This is a genomic window from Actinotignum timonense (assembly GCF_030216305.1).
Taxonomy (GTDB): Bacteria; Actinomycetota; Actinomycetes; order Actinomycetales; family Actinomycetaceae; genus Actinotignum; species Actinotignum timonense_A.
Genome location: NZ_JASOKT010000009.1, coordinates 1 through 22,692, shown reverse-complemented (window position 1 = coordinate 22,692; position 22,692 = coordinate 1). Strand labels below are relative to the sequence as shown.

18 protein-coding genes and 1 rRNA gene are annotated in these 22,692 nt (G+C 59.4%); 8 read left to right on the top strand and 11 right to left on the bottom strand.

Annotated features, from left to right (window positions below; translation table 11 throughout):
* Window positions 1-67: 67 nt before the first annotated feature.
* Complete coding sequence (locus tag QP305_RS05820; RefSeq protein WP_274755771.1) at window positions 68-1,426, top strand: MFS transporter; 1,359 nt, start codon at window positions 68-70, stop codon at window positions 1,424-1,426.
* Window positions 1,427-1,579: 153 nt separating this feature from the next.
* On the opposite strand, the gene QP305_RS05815 is transcribed toward QP305_RS05820, so the two are convergent.
* From QP305_RS05815 to QP305_RS05780, 8 genes are all read right to left on the bottom strand, one after another.
* The gene (locus QP305_RS05815; protein WP_274736154.1) at window positions 1,580-1,786 is read right to left on the bottom strand and encodes a hypothetical protein; all 207 of its coding nucleotides are present in this window, start codon (window positions 1,784-1,786) and stop codon (window positions 1,580-1,582) included.
* 440 nt (window positions 1,787-2,226) lie between these two features.
* On the bottom strand, window positions 2,227-2,712 hold the full coding sequence (locus QP305_RS05810; protein ID WP_274736153.1) for a hypothetical protein: 486 nt from the start codon (window positions 2,710-2,712) through the stop codon (window positions 2,227-2,229).
* Window positions 2,702-3,160 (bottom strand): flavodoxin, encoded by a 459-nt coding sequence (locus QP305_RS05805; protein ID WP_274733947.1) that lies wholly within the window; start codon window positions 3,158-3,160, stop codon window positions 2,702-2,704. Before QP305_RS05805 ends, QP305_RS05810 begins: the two co-directional genes overlap by 11 nt.
* Window positions 3,161-3,204: 44 nt before the next feature.
* Entirely contained in the window at window positions 3,205-4,014 is an 810-nt protein-coding gene (locus QP305_RS05800; RefSeq protein ID WP_274733945.1) for a DeoR/GlpR family DNA-binding transcription regulator, read from the bottom strand.
* Window positions 4,015-4,313: 299 nt separating this feature from the next.
* The gene (pdxA, locus tag QP305_RS05795; RefSeq protein WP_274755772.1) at window positions 4,314-5,408 is read right to left on the bottom strand and encodes a 4-hydroxythreonine-4-phosphate dehydrogenase PdxA; all 1,095 of its coding nucleotides are present in this window, start codon (window positions 5,406-5,408) and stop codon (window positions 4,314-4,316) included.
* Window positions 5,405-6,793 (bottom strand): four-carbon acid sugar kinase family protein, encoded by a 1,389-nt coding sequence (locus tag QP305_RS05790; protein WP_274755773.1) that lies wholly within the window; start codon window positions 6,791-6,793, stop codon window positions 5,405-5,407. The genes pdxA and QP305_RS05790 overlap by 4 nt, the downstream gene beginning before the upstream one ends.
* A gap of 2 nt (window positions 6,794-6,795) precedes the next feature.
* Window positions 6,796-8,139, bottom strand: a complete 1,344-nt coding sequence (locus tag QP305_RS05785; RefSeq protein WP_274736150.1) for an MFS transporter — start codon at window positions 8,137-8,139, stop codon at window positions 6,796-6,798.
* A gap of 346 nt (window positions 8,140-8,485) precedes the next feature.
* Entirely contained in the window at window positions 8,486-8,950 is a 465-nt protein-coding gene (locus QP305_RS05780; protein WP_274733940.1) for an NAD(P)-dependent oxidoreductase, read from the bottom strand.
* A 279-nt stretch (window positions 8,951-9,229) separates the two neighbouring features.
* Here QP305_RS05780 and QP305_RS05775 point away from each other — a divergent pair, with 279 nt between their 5' ends.
* The 3 genes from QP305_RS05775 (at window position 9,230) to ppdK (ending at window position 14,424) form a co-directional block, all read left to right on the top strand.
* Window positions 9,230-9,922 carry a sugar O-acetyltransferase gene (locus QP305_RS05775; RefSeq protein WP_274733939.1) on the top strand — a complete coding sequence of 231 codons (693 nt, stop codon included), beginning with the start codon at window positions 9,230-9,232 and terminating at the stop codon, window positions 9,920-9,922.
* 32 nt (window positions 9,923-9,954) lie between these two features.
* Window positions 9,955-11,583, top strand: a complete 1,629-nt coding sequence (locus QP305_RS05770; RefSeq protein ID WP_274733937.1) for a formate--tetrahydrofolate ligase — start codon at window positions 9,955-9,957, stop codon at window positions 11,581-11,583.
* 105 nt (window positions 11,584-11,688) lie between these two features.
* Window positions 11,689-14,424, top strand: coding sequence for a pyruvate, phosphate dikinase (gene ppdK, locus QP305_RS05765; protein WP_274733936.1), 2,736 nt, complete (start codon window positions 11,689-11,691; stop codon window positions 14,422-14,424).
* Window positions 14,425-14,571: 147 nt separating this feature from the next.
* Here ppdK and QP305_RS05760 read toward each other — a convergent pair whose 3' ends face one another.
* The gene (locus QP305_RS05760) at window positions 14,572-14,943 is read right to left on the bottom strand and encodes a hypothetical protein (RefSeq protein ID WP_274733934.1); all 372 of its coding nucleotides are present in this window, start codon (window positions 14,941-14,943) and stop codon (window positions 14,572-14,574) included.
* 449 nt (window positions 14,944-15,392) lie between these two features.
* Here QP305_RS05760 and QP305_RS05755 point away from each other — a divergent pair, with 449 nt between their 5' ends.
* Window positions 15,393-16,436 carry a hypothetical protein gene (locus tag QP305_RS05755; protein ID WP_274733932.1) on the top strand — a complete coding sequence of 348 codons (1,044 nt, stop codon included), beginning with the start codon at window positions 15,393-15,395 and terminating at the stop codon, window positions 16,434-16,436.
* Here QP305_RS05755 and QP305_RS05750 read toward each other — a convergent pair.
* The gene (locus QP305_RS05750) at window positions 16,354-17,058 is read right to left on the bottom strand and encodes a hypothetical protein (RefSeq protein ID WP_274733930.1); all 705 of its coding nucleotides are present in this window, start codon (window positions 17,056-17,058) and stop codon (window positions 16,354-16,356) included. The genes QP305_RS05755 and QP305_RS05750 overlap by 83 nt on opposite strands.
* A gap of 868 nt (window positions 17,059-17,926) precedes the next feature.
* Between QP305_RS05750 and QP305_RS05745 the strand changes: the two genes are divergently transcribed.
* A complete protein-coding gene (locus QP305_RS05745; protein WP_274733928.1) occupies window positions 17,927-18,778 on the top strand; it encodes an aldo/keto reductase in 852 nt (283 codons plus the stop codon).
* A 261-nt stretch (window positions 18,779-19,039) separates the two neighbouring features.
* A complete protein-coding gene (gene fucO, locus QP305_RS05740; RefSeq protein WP_126135936.1) occupies window positions 19,040-20,191 on the top strand; it encodes a lactaldehyde reductase in 1,152 nt (383 codons plus the stop codon).
* Between the two features lie 154 nt (window positions 20,192-20,345).
* Here the strand turns inward: fucO and QP305_RS05735 are convergent, their stop codons facing one another.
* A complete protein-coding gene (locus QP305_RS05735; RefSeq protein ID WP_284898575.1) occupies window positions 20,346-21,767 on the bottom strand; it encodes an MFS transporter in 1,422 nt (473 codons plus the stop codon).
* A gap of 658 nt (window positions 21,768-22,425) precedes the next feature.
* Between QP305_RS05735 and QP305_RS05730 the strand changes: the two genes are divergently transcribed.
* Window positions 22,426-22,692 (top strand): 16S ribosomal RNA (locus tag QP305_RS05730); the annotation flags it as partial.

Below are 22,692 nucleotides of genomic sequence, written 5' to 3'. Positions count from 1 at the left end.
CCCACACACGACACCAGGTGCTACGCCGGCATCGTCGCCAGAGAGTGATCTTGCATCGAATGTAGCTATGAAGGTCTCGGGCGAGAAAGTGAACGTAGAAAAATCAGCCAAGAAAGCCGCAAAATCTGGTTTTTGGGGCGCTCTTGCCGAATACTATGACTTTGGCCTGTACGGAACCGCATCCGCGGTTATCTTCCCTACCGTTTTCTTCGGTGGTGGGGATAATCCGACCTTAGCGAATGTCGCTTCGCTTGCCTCGTTCGGTGTTGCGTATCTCGCTCGGCCTCTCGGAGCTATCGTGCTCGGTCACCTCGGTGATACCTGGGGGAGAAAGAAGACGCTCCTCCTCACTCTCGGGTTAATGGGATTTGCAACTCTCGTTATTGGATTCTTGCCGTCCTATGACTCGATTGGCCCTACTGCGGGCATTATTTTGATTGCTATGCGGCTTATTCAGGGATTCTCCGCGGGTGGCGAGCAAGCCGGATCGACAGCGATGACGTCCGAGCTGGCACCGCCAGAGAAACGTGGCCGTCTCGTTGCTTTCACCATGCACGGACTTCTTATCGGCCAGCTTCTTGGTATTGCCGCTTTTATTCCCGTGTCAGGGAATGAGTCCTTCCTTCTCGATTGGGGGTGGCGGATCCCTTACTTCATTGCTATTCCGCTGGTGCTCTACGCGTTGTGGGTGCGGACGAAGGCAGATGAACCGCGCGATGTTTACGAGGCACTCGCCCGCCAACAGGGTAAAACCACGCAGCACTCGGTGGAAAAGACTTCCGGAAAAAATAAGGGGAGCCTCGGCGACCTCTTCAAGAATCACTGGCGGCAAGTCATTCGCGTTATGGCGATGGGCCAGTTCGCAATCACCGGCGTTTTGCTCACGAATTACATGCTCAACTACGGCACCACTTACTGGGGTTGGGAGCGCTCGACCTTGCTGACTCTGGCCACCGTGTCGATGGTTATTGGTGTTCCGGTTCAGCCACTGTGGGCAGCGCTCTCGGATAAGATCGGCCGCCGGCCGGTGTACCTTATTTCGATGTTCAGCCTCGTGGCACTGTTCCCGGTTATCTTCTGGGCAATTCAGATCAAGAGCGTGCCGCTGCTGGTTATTTTGCTCTTCATTATCGGGCTGGTATCCACCGGCGGAAACGTTGTTCAGGCGCCGATGTATAGCGAGATGTTCCCGACTCGCCTGCGAATGACAGGCTATGCCGTCTCCACGCAGCTGGGCAATATCATCGTGGGCTTCACCCCGATGATCGCGGCCATTATCGTGCGGCCGGGTAGCTTCGGTTGGTGGCCGGTACTAACCTTCACCACCATTATGATGGGCCTTGGCATTCTGGCGTGCCTATCCACGCCAGAAACCATGGGCAAGGTTATTACCGACGACCTTGAACAGGAAGTAGCGGGAGCATAAATTAACGCGATGTTACGGAACAGGCACCGCCGCGCTGGGTGAAACCGGGACGGCGGTGCCTTCTTCTCGTTTATGATCCGCATTGTGGCAGCATAAGGTTTCCGTGCCGCGCCACATTAAGAACGACGATGCCGCGCCTGCCGTCCCGCACACCTAGCGGTTCTTGGCGTATTCTTCGTGTGCCGCATACCCGGCCAGGAGCGCGCTTTCGGGAATCATCTTGAGAACCGGGCCCATGAGGAAGTCGGCTTTGCTGTCTCTCGTTTTACCTGAGCCGGCTGGCGATAAATCACATTCCACTGTGGAATCTTCGGATTCTTCGGCTTCCGCGGTCGGTTGAGCTGCAACTACCTTACACATCTTCTTGCGAAGTTTGGTGTCAACAGTGAACGAATCTTCGTATACCTCGGTCAGTCGGGTATCTTTCCCTCCGGCGGAGAAGCTGAGTATTGCAGTGTCATCTTTCTCGAAGATAACCGTCTACGAAAACCCTTCGGGGTCAGGTACCCCAAGCTGAGACACCGTGACAGTGCCGGTACATTTTGCTATCTGTTCTGGCAAGGCTTGCCCTTGCGAGGAGCAGGAACTCAATGCCGGGGCAATGCCGATACTCACGAGTGCGGCACCGCTGCGTGTGAAAGTGGAGAAGCTAACCATAGGATTCTCTTTTCTCTATCTTGAGAAGCTGGGGTGGCATGGGCGTGCGAGAAGTTGGCGCACTCTAGGTAAATCACCGCTATCCAATGTGGAGCCTAGCTGATTGAAGATTCTCTCGTGAAGAGAATGATGAAGCGGTTCCTCTAGCGGTTCTCGGCGTACTGCTCATATGCCTCATTCGCGGCCCACAGGCGTTCTTGGGTGACCATGAGCATGACCGGCTCCATGAACACAGTTGCTTCCTCATCGTTGGTGTGCCCGGAGCCAGCCGGCCCCAGATCCCAGCTGACGGTCGCCCCGCCCGGCAGGGGTTCTGCTTCTTTCGTCATCGCAGCCCGCATGCACATCTCTCGCCGCGGTTGCGCATCGACCGGGAAAGATTCCCGATACACCTCGGTCAGGCCCGTGCCACCTCCAGGAACGTTATACGTCAAGGTGGCGGTGTCGCCCTCCGCAAACTCAACCGTCCAGGAAACCCCGTAGGGCCCGGGGAGGTTGAGCTGGGAGAGTGTAACGGTTCCGGTGCATGCCGCCAGTTCATCCGGGGAAGGTTGACCCAGCGAACAGGCGGCAAGAGTGCCGAGCGTACCGCTCAGTGCAATAACTGCGCTCGGGACTCTAGCGCGCATCGGCCCAGGCGCGGATTTCTTCGTCGCTGAGGCCGTCGTGGAAACGCAGTCCGTTCGTCCACGCGATCTGCGGGAAAGCGGAGCGTAGATAGTCCTCGGCTTCGTCCATCGGTGAGCTTCCGGAGGTGCAGAAGGGGTGTACCCGTGCGTTTCCTAGCTCATGCGAGCTCACGAAGCTATCCACGACTTTCGGCGGGATACCCCACCAGATCGGAAAACCGAGGAATACTTCCGTGGCACCTCCCAGCTCGACAGGTTCCGCAAGGCCGGGAGCTGCGATTTTACCGTGCTGTTCCAGATTTGCCCGGCTGTCCTCGACCCGCCAATCCAAATCCTCATTCGTGTAGGGCTGCGCAGCGGCTATCCGTACCGCTTCGCCGCCGACGATACCCTGCAAGCGTTCTGCTGCTTTTTCAGTAGTACCAGTCTCGGAAAAATAAATGATCATCGTTCCTCCTGCCATTCGCCGTTGTGACATGAGCCATTTAAAATCTACACCTTGGCGAGCAGAATTTCCTCAGCACCCGAGCGCTGCAAGCGGCGCAGCATCTCGGCATCTGCGTCGGTATCAGTAATTAGCGTCCAGCGTTTAGGAAAAGGTGACCAGTATGGATAAGGGCGATTATGCAGTTTCGCCGCGTCTGCCATTACGTAGACCTGGGAAGCATGTGCCATCATCTGGGTTTTGAGCCGCGCCTGCTCGTAGCTGAGAGAGCCGATGCCGCGTTCCGGGGAGATCTGTACCGCGCCCATAAAGGCATAATTGCCGTGCATAGATTCGAGCATTTTTTCTGCATCGACGCCGGTAATTGAGTCGTGTGCAATATCGAGGGTTCCACCGAGCACCACTACCGTCACTTTATCCTGGAGTGCCAGGGCGTTAATCGGGCGAATCCCGTTGGTAATCACGGTGATGCGGCGCGTGTTATCGAGGGCAAAGGAAAGCTGCTCGGCGGTGGTTCCCGCATCTAGGATCACGAGGGAATCATCAGCGATAAGAGCCGCGGCCCGCTTCGCAATTGCTTTTTTACGGGCCAAATTCGTGGGGGTAATCCCGCCCAGGTGAAGAAATTCCGGGTGAGCAGAGACCGCACCGCCGTAAGTACGGGATAGCTCCCCACTGGTTTCTAGTTCACTCAAATCCCGACGGATGGTCGCGAGGGAAACACCGAAATGCCGGGCGAGTTCTTCATTGCGCAGCGGTGCATCTCCCCCGGCTAGCAGTTCTAAAATCCGGGCGCGGCGCTTGACTACTTTGCGGTTCTGTGCGCGGCGGGCGCGCGGTTCTTCCGTTGCGGTCATCGGTGTTCTCTCACCTCGTGGCTAGCTGCATGACTCTCAGATTATGTTGGGTTTAGCGGATTTCTGTGTCCTATAAATCTGAGTGATATCGCTCATCTTAGCCCGCGGTGACACTGACGTTAAGGACGCATGGCCCGGAATATTCGCGGGTCTGCTCACGCAAATGCGGCGTCGCGCCCATACGGACCAGAGAGGGCCGCGTCCCACCTGAGTGGAAACGCGGTCCTCTCGAATTGTGCGTGGCTATCATTCACCGCGCGACCGGTACTAGCCACGTAGTGGAATCAGCACGCACCGTTTTAGGCCCGCGCGGCCCGGCGCGCTTCGCCGTCGAGTTTACGCAACGCAAATTCCGCGCATACCCGGGTAGCTTCCACCATAGAACCGGTGTTGGCGATGCCCTTGCCGGCGATATCGTAAGCTGTGCCGTGATCCACGGAGGAACGCATAAACGGCAGCCCGAGGGTCAGGGTGATGGCTTTCTCGAAGTCGAGGGTCTTGCAGGCAATATGGCCCTGATCGTGGTAGAGAGAAAGGATGGCGTCGTGGCGCCCGTCCAGCGAGAAAGCGAAAATCGAGTCGCCAGGGAAAGGGCCGCGGGCACGAATGCCCTCGGCGCGGGCGGCAGCCACTGCCGGCTCTAACTCCTCAATTTCCTCACGGCCAAACATCCCATTGTCGCCGTTATGCGGGTTGAGCCCCGCCACCGCGATGGAAGGATTATCGAAACCGATGCGCTCGAATTCCTCGTGGATATTCCGCAGGAAATCAAGCACGTGCTCTTTGGTTACGAAATTCACCGCATCACGTAGAGACACGTGCCGCGATAGGAAAAACACCCGCAGCTTATGCACGTGGAACATCGTGAGCGCGTACTTGGAGTGGGTGAGATTCTGGAAAATCTCAGTCTGCCCCGGGTATCGCACCCCGGCTTCCATCATCCCTTCCTTATGGGTCGGGGCGGTAGACACCGCGTGCAGTCTCCCCTGGTTCCCCAGCTCAATCGCCTTTTCCAAATAGGAATAAGCCTGTAGCTGGGCTTCGCGTTGAATCTTTCCGAACTTGATATCGGCATCAGAATGCACTCCGGTATCGAGGAGGTCCACGATACCGAACTCAAACTTCGCTTCTTCCGGCTCAGAGATCTCGTTGATCACCAGTTTCTTACCGGCCATCTTCGCGGCGCGTTCCAAAGCCTTGCGATTACCAATCACGAAGGGACGAGCGCATTCGTATACGCTGGGATCGCAGACGGTTCCCACCACAATTTCCGGGCCAACGCCGGCCGGATCCCCTAGGGTAATTGCGGTAACGGGCCGGCGATCCTTGCGGGCCTGGTCGGCCAGAGTGCGCGCGTGCTCGCTGGGCTCAACGGTGTGTGCTGCGGATGTCATGAAACGGTCCTTTCATCAAAGAGTCGGTTGACGATACGAAGTGCGGTGTGTTCAGTTCCGGTGAGTCCGCCTTTACCCACCATGGGAAGGCCATTGAAGGGACCTCCCACAATTCTGCCCTGATCTGATTGCGGAATCACATAATCTTCCAGTGCGATACCGCTTGCCTCGATAGCGTGGCAGGTATTGACAAGCGTGTCGCCTCCTGTGGCATACACGCCTGCTAGCTGATTACCGAGCATGTCCATGACATCGCGGGCAACTTCGCCCAGGTGTTGCGCCAGATTGCGCGAGCCTTGGCCGGCTGGCAAGTTCTTCGCCACTTCAATCCGGTTGATATCGACGACGGTACCGCTCAGCGTGGTATCGAGGGTAATAATGATAACCCGCACCTGTCCGGGTTCCCCATTGCCTGCTGCGGCGTCGTCGAGAATCCTTCGTGCCTGTGCCACAGCCTCTGCCCGCGCCTGGGCGTATTCGTGCCCACCTCCAATAAAAGGATCATGGGGGAGAGTGATGGTATGCGTGCCGGGCACCTCCTGCATGTATTCCAGCTGCTGGCGAGTAGTCGCGGTTGCGGATCCCGCCACGATCACCACCGTGCCGTGATCATTTTCCTGAGATTTGGTGCGTAGTGGCGCTTTGGGCCTTTTCTCTTCGGTTCGGATCCCTTGGGCCACAGCGTATTCCGTGGTAAATAACCCCGGATCCACGCAGAGAACCTTCCAGCCGAGCTGGCTGACCACCGCGGCAATATCAGCAACATCTTCGCTCGATACTGAATCGCAGAGGATATTACGTACGCCACGATCATAGGATTTTTGCATGGCGGCGCGGATAGCGTCGCGCCCTTCCACCACGGTATTCATGCAGATAAGGTCGACGGCATCACGTAGTTGCCCGGCCAATAACTTGGGAAGGTACGACTCCTTGACTGGGCTGAGAATATCGTTGGCCACGCCGGTGCGAGCTAGAAGCAGCGAATCGATAAGTGAATATCCGGCCACCACAATGCGCTTCGAGGGGGGCATGGCCGGCACGATAATAGCCATGTAATCCTCGCCCAGCACATCACGCATGGCGTCAATTTCGTAACCGATACCGCCACGCATCGTAGTATCAGTGCGCTTAGAGAATATCGTTGCCCCGCGTGCCACCAGATCGCGGGTTGCATTACGTACCCGGGAGGCAGCTTCCTCAGGTGGGAGCCTGCGGGAATCGGTGGAAACAAGCAATGCGTCAACGTCGTCGTAACTTAAGTTCGACGTGTCGCTGAGGCTGACAATATTCTTGACCCCGCGTGCCGCCAGTAGTGCTCCCGTGGTGGTAGCGCCCGTGAGGTCGTCGGCCACCACGCCGGAGAGAATTTTCCTTTCGGCACTCATAATTAAGCTTCTTCCTTTCCAACACTCGCCGCCTGCGGCTTCGGCTCACGCAGCGTCAGCAGAATAACGAAGGCGAGCAGCAGAACGACGACGAAGTAAGAGAAGGCCACGTTATAGCTACCGGTAGCATCAAGCAGCATACCCACGATAAGCGGAGCAAAGAATCCGCCCAGGTTGCCACCGGAGTTAATAATCGAAATTGCGAAGGGGTAGGTTTTTTCGGTGGAATGGTTCATCGCGTAGGCGGTGAACATCGGCCAGCCCAGATTGAGACAGAAACCTGTAAGGATAAGTGCGAGTGCCACCACGTACATGTTATTGGGAACCATGAGGACCACGGCGAACATAATCGCTGTGAACAGAGCGGTCAGCAGCATAGTTGGCTTGCGTCGGCCCGCGAAGATACGGTCAGAAACCCAACCTCCGGTGAGGGCGCCAATAATACCGCCCAGCGCCGGGCAGGCAGCTACCCAGCCCATGGCGAAGACATCATAACCGCGCGCATCCACCAGGTAGGTGGGAATCCAAGTCAGCATGCCATAAAGCACGTTGTTCATGAAGAAGTACGCGAGGGTGTCACCCCAGATATCCCAGGAGCGCATAACATCGCCGTTGGTCTCCAGACGCTTGACCTTCCGGTAACGGATCAGCTTATCGACCTTGGGCATCCACGATGCTTCCTTGCGGTTGGTCTGGGTGATCACTTCTTCGGAGGCAATGTGGGCGAGCTCGGCCTTGTTGACGTGGGAAGACTGGCGGGGATAAGAACGCACAAAAATATGCCAAACGATGGCCATAATCGCACCCGGAATTGCGAAGACCCAGAACACATGCTGCCAGCCCATATTGTGGGCGAGGACCACCACGATAGGCGGAACCAGCATCGGTGCCAACTGGGTGGAAGCGATATAGATACCGGTGGCAGTGCCTTTCTCCCGTTTCGGGAACCAGTTATTAATAGTGGAGGTCATTCCTACCGGAGTGGGGCCTTCGGTCAGACCCAGAAGCAGACGCAGCACGATCAGGCCGATGGCCGTGGTGGTAAAGCCCATGAGGAAGGTAACGAGGGAGAAACATAGCACCGCGAACGTCACCATATTACGGGTCCCGAATTTGCCCATGATGAGACCGGCTGGGATCTGTGAAATCGCGTAACCGAGGAAGAACATAGAAGCGATGAGACCCTGCTGGGAATTGGTCATGTGGAAGTCTTCTTTGATGAAGGGCAGCAGGGTGCCGATATTAGAACGATCGGCCATACAAATAACGTAAGTGACGAAAATAATCGCCATGACTACCCAGCGATATCGAGTGGGCCGCTGGGCCATCTGCGGGGACGTAATCATGAAAAACTCCTGGAACACCGCGCGGGGTGCCGCGATCGCTTCCTTGCATCGCGAGTGGTACGGGCCTGCCGAACACGCTACCGAGAGTGTCGTGCCCCTGGTCGGGGCGGGCGTGGCACTCACAGATATTCGGAGGGCGCGCCTCCGCGCTCACCTATCGGAACATATATTTCGTTCGAAATATACGGATAGATTAGCTGAGGTGAGCGAACCACGCAATAGAATGTGCATAATATGCTCGAAACGTGCAAAAAGGGCCGCTCCCGGATTCCCAGGCGCGGCCCTTATTCGTGTTTGCGGAGATGTGCTCTCTGCGGTGCGTTCCTCGCTCCGATTTCTCTACGCTCTATTTCTCACCCACCACGAGATGCTTGCGGATATGGGCAGTCAGCGGGCCGCGCTCGAGTTCGTCAATCACGCCCGCAGCCAGATCTGCGGAAGTAATCTCCGGGGAGATGTACGTCCACTTGGCGATGTGGGCACCCTCCAAAGCCGCCGGGACTTTCGCATCTCCGCTATCGAGCGCGATGAGCCGGGTCGGCAGCCCGGAAACCAACTCAATGAGGTGGTGTGCGGCGCGCTCGGGGAAGTCCTCCCCGGCATCTGCGCTGGGTGTGAAGGCATCTACCATGGCATCGAAGCCGGCAATATCCCCGCGTTCAATATCGAAAACATCGCGGCGTAGCGAGACCGGGGCCTCCGTTTCGTTTTCCGAGCGCGTCACGGCGATAACTTCGTGCCCGCGCGAAACTGCTTCCTGAGTGAGGAGCTTTCCGGCCGCGCCATTAGCTCCAATAATTGCAATGCGCATGATTCATCCTTTCTGATGTGGGGGCCGGCTGAGCGGCCCGCTGCTGGTGAGGTCTTATCAAGGCTGCTGCGGTGACGGGGCGCCTTGCCGCGTGGCGGAGTATTTCTCCAAGCGGTTCGGAGCCCGCCGCGTTGCGAGATGGCAGCATGCCAGCTGGGCCACGATGTCCAGCCGGCCACCGCCGGGGTAGAAAACCTGGGAAACGCACCACCGCATCCCTTCCGAAGGGCGAACAAGAGTTCACCATAGATGGTAGCCCAGATATGCCAGAATGAACCTATGACCGAATCGAATCAGCCCGTTCCGGAATCGTCGCCCGCGCCCGTCCAGCGCACCGCGCCGCAGCCCTCGCCCACCTGGGAGCGCATGGTCGCCGGGAAAATGTATATCGCCGACGATCCTTACCTAGCCCACGTCCGCCGCGAGGGCCTCACTGTCCAGCACGAGCTGAATGCCACCAACCCTTCCGATAACGAAACGATCCGCACCATCGCCGCCCGTTTCTTCGGTTCTTTCGACCCCAGCGCCACCGTGGTTCCGCCCGTCCACTGCGATTACGGCGCCAATGTTCACATCGGCCCGGAGGTCTTTATCAACTCCGGTGCGATTCTCCTCGACGTCGCCCCCATTACCCTGGGCCGCCGTGTCCTCATCGGCCCGCGCGTCACTATCACCACCGCCCGGCACCCGGTTCCTCCGCGCGTTCGCGCCGAAACCGACCTGGAATTCGGCACCGCCATCACCATTGGAGATAACGTGTGGATCGGTGCCTCCGCCACCATCGGCCCGGGCGTGACCATCGGTGAAAATTCGATTGTGGGCGCCGGCGCCGTCGTTATGCGTGATGTCCCCGCCAACTGCATTGTGGTTGGGGTTCCGGCCCGCGTGCTGCGTTATTTTAACGACGACGACGAATCCCGCGGCCAAGCGCTCCGCGCCGCCTATGAAGAAGAGATGGGTCCGCTTGCCTAGGGGATCGGGCAGAGCGGTATAAACTACAGCGTATGTCTATTGATCTTCCCCTTGTTGATACGGCGCTGGCGGCCGGGGTGCCCGCCGATGCCGTTATCCCCTTCGGTCGGGACCGGGCGAAGATCGATTACCGCTGGGTTGAAAAGGTCGGTGCGCAGCCCGGCCGCCTCGTGCTCGTGACTGCCATGTCACCCACCCCTGCCGGGGAGGGGAAAACCACCACCTCCATTGGCCTGGCGGATGGCCTGCGCTACCTGGGTAAACGCGCGGTTCTGGCGCTGCGTGAACCTTCGCTCGGCCCGGTTTTCGGGCTCAAAGGCGGGGCGATCGGCGGGGGCCGAGCCACCCTCACTCCGGCCGCCTCCATTAACCTGCACTTCAACGGGGATTTCGCTGCGATTGCTGCCGCCCATAACCTCCTAGCCGCTATGGCGGATAACGCGGTCTATTTCGACACCCACGATATTGACCCGGCTACGGTCAGCGTGCGCCGCGTTATCGATATGAATGACCGGGCCCTGCGGGCTATCCTCCTCAGCCCCAGCGGGCGCCTCGATAGCGCCGGCCCGGGCGCGGGCACCCGTTCCAATCCCGGTGCGCACGCCACCCGCGCCACCGGCTTCGATATTGTTCCCGCCAGTGAAGTTATGGCAGCTTTCTGCTTGGCATCCTCTTTTGCGGATCTGCGCGAGCGCCTCAACGCCATGGAAGTGGCCCGCACCCGGGCTGGCGTACCCGTCACCGCGGCGGATCTGGGTGCCACCGGTGCCATGCTTGCCCTTCTGACCGAAGCGTTCTGCCCGAACCTTGTTGCCACCCGGGAAGGCACCCCCGCGCTCGTGCATGGCGGGCCCTTCGCCAATATTGCGCACGGTTGCAATTCTGTGATGGCCACCCGCGCCGCGCTCGCGATGGGGGAGATCGCGGTAACGGAAGCCGGCTTCGGGGCTGATCTGGGGGCCGAAAAATTTATTGACATTATGTGCCGTACCTCCGGGCTGCGCCCCGACGCGGCCGTTTTTGTGGTCACCTTGCGCGCCCTGCGCTACCACGGGGGTATCGCCAATGCCGCCCGGCATATTCATAATTTGCAGGCGGTGTGGGGGCAGTCCGTCGTCGTCGCCCTTAATCGTTTTGATACGGATACCGAAGCAGATATCGAAAAAGTGCGTACGCAATTCGAAGAATTGGGTGTGCCGGTGGCCGTCTCTGAGCATTTCGCGCGCGGCGGGGAAGGCGCGGCGCCCCTGGCCGAAGCGGTTCTGGCCGCGCTCGAAACGCCGTCCCGCACCCGTTTCACGTACTCGGATAGCGCGAGCCTCAGCGAGAAAATCACGGCGGTGGTGCGGCGCGTCTACGGGGGAGCGAGCGTCACCTTCGCGCAAGAAGCGCGTGAGCAGCTACGTGAGCTGGAAGAACGCGGCTACGGCAGCTATCCCGTCTGCATCGCGAAAACTCCGGCCTCCTTCACCACCGACCCGAAACGCCTGGGCGCTCCCAGCGATTTTGACGTGCCGGTACGCGATGTACATCTCTCCGCGGGGGGCCGTTTCGTTGTGGTCATGGCGGGGAGCGTCATGCTCATGCCGGGCCTGCCCAAAGAACCATCCGCGCTGGCCATTGACGTGGACGCCGCCGGAAACGTGCGCGGCATTCACTAAAAATTCCTCTCGATCACGCCGCCCCGAAGTGTTACCCTGGACACGTGAGCGGCGAAGGGGCCGCTCCGCGCACTTATGCGCGTGTGAACCCTCACGGAGGACGATATGACCAAGTTCGTATACGCATTTACCGAGGGCAACAAGGACATGAAGGACCTTCTCGGCGGCAAGGGAGCCAACCTGGCGGAGATGGTCCACATGGATTTGCCTGTCCCACCCGGTTTCACCATCACCACCGAAGCCTGCCGCTACTACCTGAGTAACGGGCAGGAACCCGAGGAACTCGAAGCGGAGGTGACGCGCCACCTGGAAGCCGTGGAAGAGCAGATGGGCAAGAAACTTGGCGATCCGGAGGATCCGCTGCTGCTCTCGGTGCGTTCAGGCGCGAAGTTCTCCATGCCGGGGATGATGGAAACCGTGCTCAATATTGGCCTCAATGACCAGTCCGTCAAGGGCCTCGCGGCGCAATCCGGCAACGAACGTTTCGCCTGGGATTCTTACCGGCGCCTCATCCAAATGTTCGCCCGCACCGTACTCGATATTGATGGAGATCTTTTCTCCGACGCCCTGCACGCCCTGCAAAAGGCGAAAGGCTACAGTGGCGATCTTGATATGACGACGGCGGACCTGCAAGAGCTGGTCGAACAATTCAAGGGAATCGTGCGGCGCGCCAGCGGGTATCCCTTCCCGCAGAACCCGCGCCGGCAAATGAACCTCGCGATCACCGCGGTATTCCGTTCTTGGAACACCGAGCGTGCTCGGATCTACCGCCGGCGCGAACATATCCCGGATGACCTGGGCACCGCCGTCAATATTTGCACGATGGTGTTCGGCAATATGGGGGAGAAATCCGGCACCGGGGTGGCGTTCACCCGCGATCCTTCCACCGGACACTCCGGGGTATACGGTGATTACCTTGTCAATGCCCAGGGGGAGGACGTGGTGGCCGGCATCCGCAACACCCTTTCCCTCAAGGACCTCGAGCAGCTGGATCCGGCTTCCTACACCGAGCTCATGGACATCATGAAGCGCCTGGAAAACCACTACCGGGACCTGTGCGATATTGAGTTCACCATCCAGGAAGGCAAACTGTGGATGCTACAAACCCGCGTGGGTAAGCGCACCGCCGCCGCGGCCTTCCGAGTGGCTACCCAGCTGGTAGATGAGGGCCTTATTAGCGCGGAAGAAGCGATCACCCGTACGACCGGTGAACAGCTCACCTCGCTACTCTTCCCGCAATTCCAGCGCGATGCCCAGCGCACCCTCATCACGAAGGCCATGGCGGCCTCCCCGGGCGCGGCCGTGGGTGAAGTGGTCTTTAGTAACGAGCAGGCCCAGGCGCGCGCCGCCGAAGGTGCCAAGGTGATCCTGGTGCGCCGCGAAACCAACCCGGATGACCTGCCCGGCATGGTGGTGGCCGCCGGCGTGCTAACCGCGCGCGGCGGGAAAACCTCACATGCTGCGGTGGTGGCCCGCGGGATGGGCCGTACCTGCGTGGTGGGCGCGGAGGATCTCCTCGTGGAAGAAAAGGCCGGCACGGTCTTCATCAAGTCCACCGGGCAAACACTGCGCGCCGGGGATGTTATTTCCATTGACGGCACCACCGGGGAAGTGTTCTTCGGGGCTGTCCCGGTGGAAGATTCCCCGGTCATGATCTACGTATCCCAGGGCCTGGAGGCCGCGCTGGAGGCCGCCGGTGATGATAAGGACACCTGCGAATTGGTGCGTTCCGTGGATCGCATCCTCACCCAGGCGGATAAGTCTGCGCGCATGCACGTGCGGGCCAATGCGGATAATCCGGAAGACGCCGCGCGCGCTCGCGAATTCGGGGCGCAGGGCGTGGGCCTATGCCGCACCGAGCATATGTTCCTGGGTGAGCGGCGCGAGCTTATCGAGCACGTTATCCTCGCGGCTACCCCGGAATTGCAGGCCGCCGCGCTCGGGGCGCTTATGCCGCTGCAACGCGGGGACTTCGAGGGTATTTTCGAGGCGATGGACGGACTGCCGGTGGTGGTGCGCCTCATTGACCCGCCGCTGCACGAATTCCTCCCGGATATGACCAAGCTGGCGGTTGAGGTCGCCACGATGGAGGCGCGCGGCCAGCAGGTTCCCGAACACACCCGCACGCTACTGCGGGCGGCAACTGAACGCCACGAAGACAACCCCATGCTGGGCCTGCGCGGGGTGCGTCTGTCCATCCAGATCCCCGGCTTCGTGGATCTGCAGGTGCGGGCGGTGGCCGAGGCGGCGGTGGCCTGCCGCAAGCGCGGGTTGGATCCGCATCCGGAAATCATGATCCCGCTGATTGGCTCGGAGAAGGAATTCCGCCTGGTGGCGGACCGGGCCCGCAAGATCATTGCCGAGGCGGAACGCGAATCTGGCTACGACCTCGATATCGCGATCGGCAATATGATCGAGCTGCCGCGCGCGGCCATTATCGCGGAGAAGATCGCCGAGGATTCCGAATTCTTCTCCTTCGGCACCAATGATTTGACCCAGACCACGTGGGGCTTCTCGCGGGACGACGTCGAACACGAATTCATCCCGACCTATATGGCGGAAGGAATCTTCGACACCTCGCCTTTCGAGACCATCGACCGCGAAGGTGTGGGCGAGCTGGTGCGCATGGGTACCGAGCGCGGGCGGAAGGGTAATCCGAATCTCACCGTGGGTATCTGCGGTGAGCACGGCGGGGATCCCGCTTCGGTGCACTTCTTCGATTCCGTCGGTTTGGATTACGTGTCCTGCTCGCCGTTCCGGGTACCGGTGGCACGCCTGGAAGCCGGGCGCGCGGCCGTCATGGCCAAAGGGCATGAGTCCGGAGCCGGGGCGACGGCGTAGCAGCGGAACCGTAAGCTAGCTGCGCAAACGCTAGCTAAACGCGGCTCGCGCTGCACGGTGGCCGGGCGGGAACGGAGCTCTGCACGGAGCTGGTTCCCGCCCGGCCGCTTGGCGTGCGGGTAGAAGAAGGTGCAGTTAATGCGGAACTTAGGCTGTTTGCAGAATCTTGGAAATGCGTCCGGGTGAAAGCTCCATAATCTCTGCAACTTCACGGACGGTCATCCCTGAAGATCGCAAGCTGGTAGCGGCTTCTCGCGTAGCTTGCGATGCCCGTGACTGAAGTTCGTGAGCTTGCCGGGATAGTTTTTTAGCCTGAGCAATAGTTTCGGCGGTGGAGCCAACATCTATGACTAAATCGAACCCGTGGTTTTCAACATTAAGAAGATTGAGCGCATCCGCGACAATCTCGCTAATTTCATTGAGCCTGCGGGCTTGAGAATGGTAAATTTCACCGTTTACGGTAAGTTCGAGCCCCCACCACCCGTGGTCGCGAAAGGCTCTCACATGCGTTTTGCTCATAGTCCTAGTCCTTTCCTGAATTTACGGATTGTGCCCTTTGCGGTTTCCTCTGGAATGTCGCGGTGCCGCCCCACGATGTCGCTTACATCGCCGATGGTAACGCGTGTGTGTCGAGTTCCTTCGGTGGTTATAAGCGTGTGGCCGCTCTGTTTCGCGATTTTCTTGAGCTCGTTCAAGAGGTGGGCCCGTTTCATAGCAGGTAGTTTACCCCTGTAAACATAACGTGTCTACGGGGGTAAACGGAGTAGCTTTTCTCTTCGGCTCTTACCGTAGTTGTGACACATGGCAAGTTTGCTGCTCTTGGTTTAGTTCGCAAGGTGTACGTGGGCTTCTTCCACGCGGGCGTCGTCGTGCAATAAAGCGCGGTGCAGTCAATTCTCAGGTATCTCGCCTAGGATAGGCTTGAGTTGGCAGGTTCGTGCGGCAAACAGTATCGGAGATGGTATCTCGTGGGCGTTTTCTCATTACGTGGCGGGCAATTTCATCGCGCGGCGCCTCCTGCCGATCTGCCGGAAGAAACCCGTACCGCGGTTGCGGAAGCACTGCGCGCCCAGATTTCTGATTTCCTGGATTTCCCGGCCTTCCAGGTAGCGTGGACGCGCCCGGAAGGGGAGCGCGGCACCGCTTCATTGGTTGCCTTGGATGCCACCGGGAACATTATTAGCGTGGATATTATTGATGTTCTCGACGGCGCAGCGCTCCTCGCGGCCCTCGCCCGTTCCGCGCAGCACGCCACTCTGGACCGCCGCGAAATTACCCGGCTTTTCCCGGGCGGGCCCCACGATTTTTCCTCCGCCTGGCAGGAGTTCACCGCGGTCAATCCGCCCATCCCGGAACCGGCCCCGCGCCTGAGCATTTTTGCTTTCGCCATCGAGCCGGATACCTATGATGCCGTGCGCGCTCTGGCCGGAGCCGGAGTGCAGGTCTGGCAGGTGACCATCCTGGAGCGGGCCACCGGGATTTTGCTTTCTGTGGATGAAATTCGCCTCCAGCGCGCTACCGCGCTCGGGCCCGCTGTCGGGGTGCCGCTTCTGGATGTGGCGCCGGAAGCGGAGGCGAGCGAAGCGGCTGAAGCGGAGGCAACCGAAAAGACCGCCGCGGTTGAAGTAACCGAGGAGCTTGAGGCGAAACCCGAACCTGCGGTAAAGGTAACCGAAACACCGGCAGCTGCCGAGCGGCCGCGGCGCCGGGGGAGCCGCGCTGCCCAGCCGGGTACCGAGAGCACGGCACGCAGCCGCAATATTTGGCAGGAAATCCGCGGCCGCCGGGCTGCGCATACCTTCGCTGCGACCGCTACATCCGGGAGGAGCTCAGCGCACCGTGCCTCCCACAGCTCAACGGCAAGCCCCGCGCATACGGCCGCAGAAGGCTCCGCGCACACAGCTGCAGAAAGCCCCGCGCACCGCGCCGCTAATCCCGCCCTTCACGAGGGCTCTCAGCGGAGTGATTATCAGGCTGCTCCGCGGCGTCGGGCTCGGCGCGCGGCGGAATAAAGTTAACGCGGTGCGGCCGGAATTCGAAGCCACCCGGCTTTACCGTGATAATCGGACTGGTGTCCTCTGGTAAGCCAAGCTGCTTGCGGCGCTCCGCCGCCCTGAGCCGAGCTTTCTCCTGCCGCTCTATGCGCAGTTCTATAGCTATGTCCTCAAGCGCTTTCTTGGCTGCCAGCGTGGCTTCTTTTTCCTCCGCTATGGTCACGCCTGTTTTCCATTGCCGTATCCCGATCACCTCAATGATCGCGACCGCGGTAGCCACGCCACCACAGATGAGTGCTTGGCGAGAGTCCAGCGTCAGCACCAGCGTGACAAGAAAATAGACCCCTGCGAAGAATGCAATCCGGCTCAGCGGGGCAATCCATCCTCCCGGGCTCGGGTGGTGCCAGCGACGTTGATGCCAGCGGTCGATGTGCGTTGAAAGGAATTCAACAGCCACGGTGCTGAGCACAACAATGAGCAGCAGCGCGAAAAAGTTCACCTGATGAGGGAGGAACAACCGGCTCAGCGCCAGCGTAATCACAATACCTATTGCGGTCAGCGTGCCCGCGATGAGATGCCCGCTCCATGACTGGCGGAAAGGCACTGGTGTCCAATCCGGATCCGGAGATACGCGAACCATAGTTATCCCTTCAATCGAGGCATGTACAAAGTGTACGTGGTTGGTCGGGGTCAAGCAGTTGTGAAAAGTCAGGGACTGTAACATATGTGAATGTGATGGTCGTGGCTTCATGTTGATCATCGCCAAGACAGGTGGTCGGTCACTAACATCGCCAGGCGTGTTCGTAAGATGAAACGACACCCCAAGCACGGGCTTAGCGATGCCGACCCAGGCACCGTGCCTCCCGCCACTTGCCTCGCCGCCCGGCGCGCTGGCGGGGAGGGTGTGTTTTTCCGGGATGTACTTCGCATGTACGACAAGCGCAGTACAGTTATGAAAACAGATCCCCCTCCCTAGGGGCCGGTGTGACTATTGAAGTTCGTGAGGCCTATGAGGATCCCGTGAGGAGGCCGCCGCGTATGCCCGAAATCAAAATGCAACCGCAGCTACATTAAGAAATTGTTTTGATGTCGTGGGGTTGCTTTTTGTGGGACCCACTGTCGTGGGGTTACATTCTGAAGAGCTGCCCGTCGAGATGTTGCTTTTTGTGGGGCGCACTGTCGTGGGGTTGCTTTTTGTGGGGGCCTCCTGCCGGGAGGGCGCATCCTGGGGGCTCCGCTGTTGATGCGTCGCTTTTTATGGGTATCACCGCTCACATCGTCCACGCTTGTCCACGCGAGCGAGTGATTGCGATGGGGCTGACAGCTTTTCGCGGTTTCAATATTCCTGACGCACTTTTTGCAGTCCAGTTGCAGTCCAGGCGATCTCGGCGCACTGAAAGGCCTGGCGCGGGCACGGCATCCGTGGCACCCTGGAATGGAAAGCGCCCGCGGTCTGGACTTGCGGCGGCGGGCTCGGGGAAGCAAGCAGGAAACGAAAAGGAAACCCCATGCGAAACATCACCTTGGCCAATGGCGATACCGTGTCAGCCCTCGGGCTGGGCACCTGGTTCCTCGGTGATGACCGAGCGTGCCGGCAGGAAGAAATTGCGGCCTTGCGCTGCGGAATCGAGGGCGGCGCCCGGCTCATCGACACCGCGGAAATGTACGGCAGCGGGCGCTCCGAAGAGCTCGTGGGCGAAGCAATCACACCTTTCCCGCGCGAATCGCTCTACCTCATCACCAAAGTGCTCCCCTCCAACGCATCCCGGCGGCGCATGGAAGGCGCGCTGGATGCCAGCCTGGCGCGGCTGGGAACCGAGTACGTGGATATGTACCTCTATCACTGGCGCGGTGGCACCCCGCTGGCCGAAACCGTGGCGGAGCTGGAGCGCCTGCGCGAGAACGGGAAAATCCGCAGCTGGGGCGTCTCCAATTTCGACGTCGAAGATATGGAGGAGCTGGCCGCGCTGCCCGGCGGCGCGAATTGCCAGGCTAATGAGGTGCTCTACCACCTCGGCTCGCGCGGAATTGAAGTGGAATTGCGCGGCCTCATGGAGCGGCTCGGCGTGGCGCTCATCGCCTACTGCCCGCTCGCCCAAGCCGGGACTTTGCGCAACGGCCTGGTCACCAATCCGGTGGTCACCGAGGTAGCCCGCGACCTGGGCGTGAGTCCCTTCCAGGTGCTACTGGCCTGGGTGCTAGCGCAGAGCCCGACCATCGCGATTCCGCGCACCGGGAAGCTCGCCCATATGCGGGAAAACCTGGAGGCCGCGCGGATCGAGTTGAGCGTCGAGCAGCTGGCGCGCCTAGATGGCGCCTTCCCGGCTCCGCACCGCCGGGTTCCGCTCGATGTGGAATAGGTTTCGCAAGGTAGGTACGACGGCGCCGCGGCGCGCCCGCGCGCCGCGGGGACGCGGCGTCGTCGTGCTTCCTACGCACATTACCGTAGCTTCTCAGTTACCCCGCGCCGTAACCAATCTGGCGGGAAAATGTCGCCGCGCCTCCGGGCGCTCTCTCCTTGTCGGGCCTTACGTCATAAGGCGGGGGTCAAAAAAATGGAACAATGTTCCATGTCAGGAAAGTGGCGCAGTTGCTACGAATATTCGACATAAGGAGTTGTCATGGTTAATCGCATGATCCTCAACCAAACCTCGTACTTCGGGCGCGGTGCGCTCGACCAGCTGGTCCCCGAGCTGCATCGGCGCGGCTTCAAGAAAGTCCTCATCATCACCGACAAGGGTGTGCGCCAGGCCGGGACCGTGGACCTAGTCACGAAACGTTTGGATGAGGCCGATTTTGCTTACGAGATTTTCGACGACGTCGTTCCGAACCCGCCCGTCGAAAACGTGAAGGCCGGCGTGCAGGCGCTCAAGGATTCCGGTGCAGATGTGCTCATCGGCCTGGGTGGCGGTTCCCCGCAGGACACCGCGAAGGCCATCGGCATTATCGGTGCGAACCCCGAATTCGCTGACGTTCTCTCCCTCGAGGGCGTGGCGGATACCAAGAACCCCTCCGTGCCGATTATTGGCATTCCCACCACCGCCGGTACCGCTTCGGAAACCACCATTAACTACGTGATTACCGATACGGAGAAGCACCGCAAGTTTGTGTGCGTGGACGAACACGATATTCCCGTCCTCGCCATCGTGGATCCGGACCTCATGGACGGCATGCCCCGTTCCCTCAAGGTAGCGACCGGGCTCGACGCTCTGACCCACGCCATCGAGGGCTACATCACCCCGGGCGCCTGGGAGCTTTCGGATGCGGTCCACCTCAAGGCTATCCAGATGATCGCGAAGAACCTGCGCAAGGCTGCCGATGGCGATACCGACGCCGTTGAGCAGATGGGTTACGCCTCCTACATCGCGGGCATGGGCTATTCCAACGTGGGCCTGGGCCTCGTGCACGGCATGGCGCACCCGCTCGGTGGGCGTTACGACGCACCGCACGGCGTGGCCAACGGCATCCTGCTGCCGGCCGTTATGAAGTTCAACGCGGAGTACACCGGTGAAAAGTACCGCGATATCGCGCATGCCTTCGGCATGAAGGATTCGTACGACGTCGCGCTAGAAGAAGCGCGCACCTACGCGGTGGACGCGGTCAAGCAGCTGGTCGAGGACCTGGGTAACCCCACCACGATCTCCGCGGTGGGCGTGGATGAATCTGGTCTCGATGCCCTGGCCGAGGATGCCTTCAACGATGTGTGCACCCCGGGCAACCCCCGCAAGGCCACCAAGGAAGAAATCCGCGCGCTCTACGCCTCCCTCCTCTAAAAGCTGAGGTGCTCGCTGTCTGGCGTATTACCCGCAGCCGAGCATGAGTGCACGAAATTGGCGGCCGGCACCTGATTGTTCAGATGCCGGCCGCTTTTGTAGTGGGCCCGCGGCGCGCGGGGTGTACAGCTGCCAGGTAGCTGCGTCGTCGTTATTAATCTGTGCGCATCTTCAAGACGCACGCGCACAGTAGAGCGATCCCGGCGATGCCGGCGGAAAGAGCCAGTGCCCCGCGGTAGCCATCCCACGTTCCGACGAGGGGCGCCACCAGGCCAATACCTAGGCTTGCGCCCACGCCAAAAGCTGCGCCGTTGAGACCGGGGAGCGAGCCGGGTGCTTCGGGTGGGGCCAGGATGACGCCGAGCCCGTTGACAGTTGTGAGGATCATGCCGTTATAGGTGATTCCAAGAATCGCAATGAGGGTGAAAACAACCCATTGGTGATCGAGGAAGAACCAGATCCCGCCAATTGTGCATAGCGAAATAAGGAGTCCGGTGCGCAGAACGGTGAGCCAGCCGATTTTTCCCGCCAGCCACCCGGAAAGTGGGGCAGCGGCCAGTCCGATAAGCGCGGGCGGTGTGAGATAGAGGAGTGCAGCGCGGCCAGCCTCTAGCCCGTAGCCCGCGTCGGGATTCTGGGCGAAAAGCGCGACCGTGAAATTAATGACCGCGAAAACTGATGCGAGAGATAGAAGTGTTGTAGCAATAAGCGGCCAACAGTGGCGTGATGCCAGCTGGCGCAGGGCGAAAAGCGGCGAGGGAACCCGACGCTCAACCATGCAAAAAGCGCTGAAAAATAGCGCGGCCACACCGAAAAGTGGGAGGGTAGCCGTGGTGAACCACCCGCGGGTGCCGCCAACATTGACGTAGTAGGTGAGGAAAATAAGGCTGAGGGAGAGGAGTCCGCCGCCCCACCAATCCATTTTTCCGCTGGCGGCAGGCCGCTCCTGCGTCGTGAGTAGTCGAACTGTCAGGAAAATTGCCACTGAGGTGAGACCCGCAATAACGAAGAAAATAGCCTGGAAACCGAAGTGGTCGGTGAGGATCCCGCCAAACCATCCGTCTAGGCCGCCCACGCCGCCGTTAGCGGCGCTAATAATACCGAGCATGGTGCCTAGAATCGCGGGAGAGACCGATTCGCTCAGGATCATATATGCGAGTTGGAAGACCGCACCGGAAACACCTTGAAGGACACGTCCGGTCACGAAAATAGGGAAGTTCGGGGCGAGTGCACATACCAGTGTTCCCACCAGCAAGATCGCAAGAACCGCGAGTAGCATGCGGGCGCGGCCAAGGAAATCGCTCCAGCGGGTAAGAAGAATCCCGGCGACCGCCCCGGCGAGGAAGAAGAGGCTTGAAACCAGAGCAAGCGTTCCCTCGCTCACCGCAAAACTTCGCCCGATATCCGGGAGCGCTGGGGTGACCATCGTGGTGTTGAGCTGGTAGGACAGCACGGTAATCACCAGGGTGACAAGGAGCCCGAACTGTCCGCCGCGAGGAAGTCCAGTACTACTGTGTGGGAACCTGGCATCGTGGGAGCATAGCTTCGCGTCGTTTTGTATGTGCGTGCTTGTCACGGCAGGTTCTTTATGTTCACTCACTTCTCTATTATCGACGACGCCGTGGCTTCCTGCGTGCTCGCCCGGTGTGAAGCGGCGCGTAAGAGTGGCTGGGTGGTGTCGGGTTAGTGGGGTGTGGTGGGTGTCTCGTTGGTGTGGTTTGTGTTTTGGGTGGTGGGCTTGTAAGCTTGTTATCCGTCGCCGAGGCCCGGGAAACCGGTAAGCGGTGACAGGATCCCTTGAGAGTGGCGTGGTTCACTGGGGCTGGGTTTGGTTTCCTGGCTGGGTGGTGCTAAGCTAACGGGGTTGCTCTTTTTGAGTGTGATTGTTTCTCTTGCGTGTGATTGCCGTGGTTTTTTTCGGGTGGTTGTGCGTGGGGTGTGGGCGTGGTGTTTGGATGCTTAATAGTGTGTCTGACTATTTATTTTTTACGTGATATTTTTTGTTCACATGACTAGCATGTCGCGCTAGTGCTGGCTGAGGGCTTTTTTGTTTTTGGTTGGTGGGTGTGGTGTTGGTTGTGTGGGTGTGTGCGAGGACAGTTAGCACTCTAATGATAATGACTGGATGTATTCGTGTTTACGGGTATGTGTTTGGTTTGTTTGTTGGTGGTGTGTTGTTCTTGTTTTTATTTTGTTTTTTTGAGCTAGTTGTTTTTCTTGCTCTCTTACGGTTTTTTGTGGAGAGTTTGATCCTGGCTCAGGACGAACGCTGGCGGCGTGCTTAACACATGCAAGTCGAACGATGAAGCCTGCAACTTGTTGTGGGTGGATTAGTGGCGAACGGGTGAGTAATACGTGGGTAACCTGCCCTCCTTTTTGGGATAAGCCTTGGAAACGGGGTCTAATACCGGATATTCTGGCATGCTCGCATGGGGGTGTTGGGAAAGCTTTAGTGTGAAGGGGGATGGGCTCGCGGCCTATCAGCTTGTTGGTGGGGTGAT

Coding starts and splice junctions, on each gene's coding strand:
- QP305_RS05800 (WP_274733945.1), bottom strand. CDS start 4,014: ATGACCGCAACGGAAGAACCGCGCGCCCGCCGCGCACAGAACCGCAAA.
- QP305_RS05810 (WP_274736153.1), bottom strand. CDS start 2,712: ATGCGCGCTAGAGTCCCGAGCGCAGTTATTGCACTGAGCGGTACGCTC.
- QP305_RS05770 (WP_274733937.1), top strand. CDS start 9,955: ATGTCTATTGATCTTCCCCTTGTTGATACGGCGCTGGCGGCCGGGGTG.
- QP305_RS05780 (WP_274733940.1), bottom strand. CDS start 8,950: ATGCGCATTGCAATTATTGGAGCTAATGGCGCGGCCGGAAAGCTCCTC.
- QP305_RS05805 (WP_274733947.1), bottom strand. CDS start 3,160: ATGATCATTTATTTTTCCGAGACTGGTACTACTGAAAAAGCAGCAGAA.
- QP305_RS05775 (WP_274733939.1), top strand. CDS start 9,230: ATGACCGAATCGAATCAGCCCGTTCCGGAATCGTCGCCCGCGCCCGTC.
- QP305_RS05745 (WP_274733928.1), top strand. CDS start 17,927: ATGCGAAACATCACCTTGGCCAATGGCGATACCGTGTCAGCCCTCGGG.
- QP305_RS05820 (WP_274755771.1), top strand. CDS start 68: ATGAAGGTCTCGGGCGAGAAAGTGAACGTAGAAAAATCAGCCAAGAAA.
- QP305_RS05750 (WP_274733930.1), bottom strand. CDS start 17,058: ATGGTTCGCGTATCTCCGGATCCGGATTGGACACCAGTGCCTTTCCGC.
- fucO (WP_126135936.1), top strand. CDS start 19,040: ATGGTTAATCGCATGATCCTCAACCAAACCTCGTACTTCGGGCGCGGT.
- ppdK (WP_274733936.1), top strand. CDS start 11,689: ATGACCAAGTTCGTATACGCATTTACCGAGGGCAACAAGGACATGAAG.
- pdxA (WP_274755772.1), bottom strand. CDS start 5,408: ATGACATCCGCAGCACACACCGTTGAGCCCAGCGAGCACGCGCGCACT.
- QP305_RS05760 (WP_274733934.1), bottom strand. CDS start 14,943: ATGAGCAAAACGCATGTGAGAGCCTTTCGCGACCACGGGTGGTGGGGG.
- QP305_RS05815 (WP_274736154.1), bottom strand. CDS start 1,786: ATGTGTAAGGTAGTTGCAGCTCAACCGACCGCGGAAGCCGAAGAATCC.
- QP305_RS05790 (WP_274755773.1), bottom strand. CDS start 6,793: ATGAGTGCCGAAAGGAAAATTCTCTCCGGCGTGGTGGCCGACGACCTC.
- QP305_RS05785 (WP_274736150.1), bottom strand. CDS start 8,139: ATGATTACGTCCCCGCAGATGGCCCAGCGGCCCACTCGATATCGCTGG.